At 66.0% G+C, this 253-nt stretch carries 1 protein-coding gene; it reads left to right on the forward strand.

The window, feature by feature from the left end; genetic code table 11:
• Positions 1-15: 15 nt before the first annotated feature.
• On the forward strand, positions 16-253 hold a 238-nt coding region (locus WDW90_RS40615), incomplete at its 3' end, for an AAA family ATPase (protein ID WP_348529667.1).

Consider the following 253-nt stretch of genomic DNA (forward strand, 5'->3'; position numbering starts at 1 on the left):
GGCCAGGACCCCGCAGTGACCGGCCTCGTCGTAGCCCTTCTCTGCCGTGGACACGTTCTCCTTGAAGGAGTCCCTGGAGTGGCCAAAACGCTGCTCGTCCGCGCCCTCGCGTCCGCACTCGAACTCGACACCAAGCGCGTCCAGTTCACACCCGACCTCATGCCCAGCGACGTGACCGGCTCCCTGGTCTACGACACCCGCACCGCCGAGTTCTCCTTCCAGCCCGGCCCGGTATTCACCAATCTCCTCCTCG

Source organism: Methylobacterium nigriterrae (genome assembly GCF_037106235.1).
GTDB classification, from domain to species: Bacteria; Pseudomonadota; Alphaproteobacteria; order Rhizobiales; family Beijerinckiaceae; genus Methylobacterium; species Methylobacterium nigriterrae.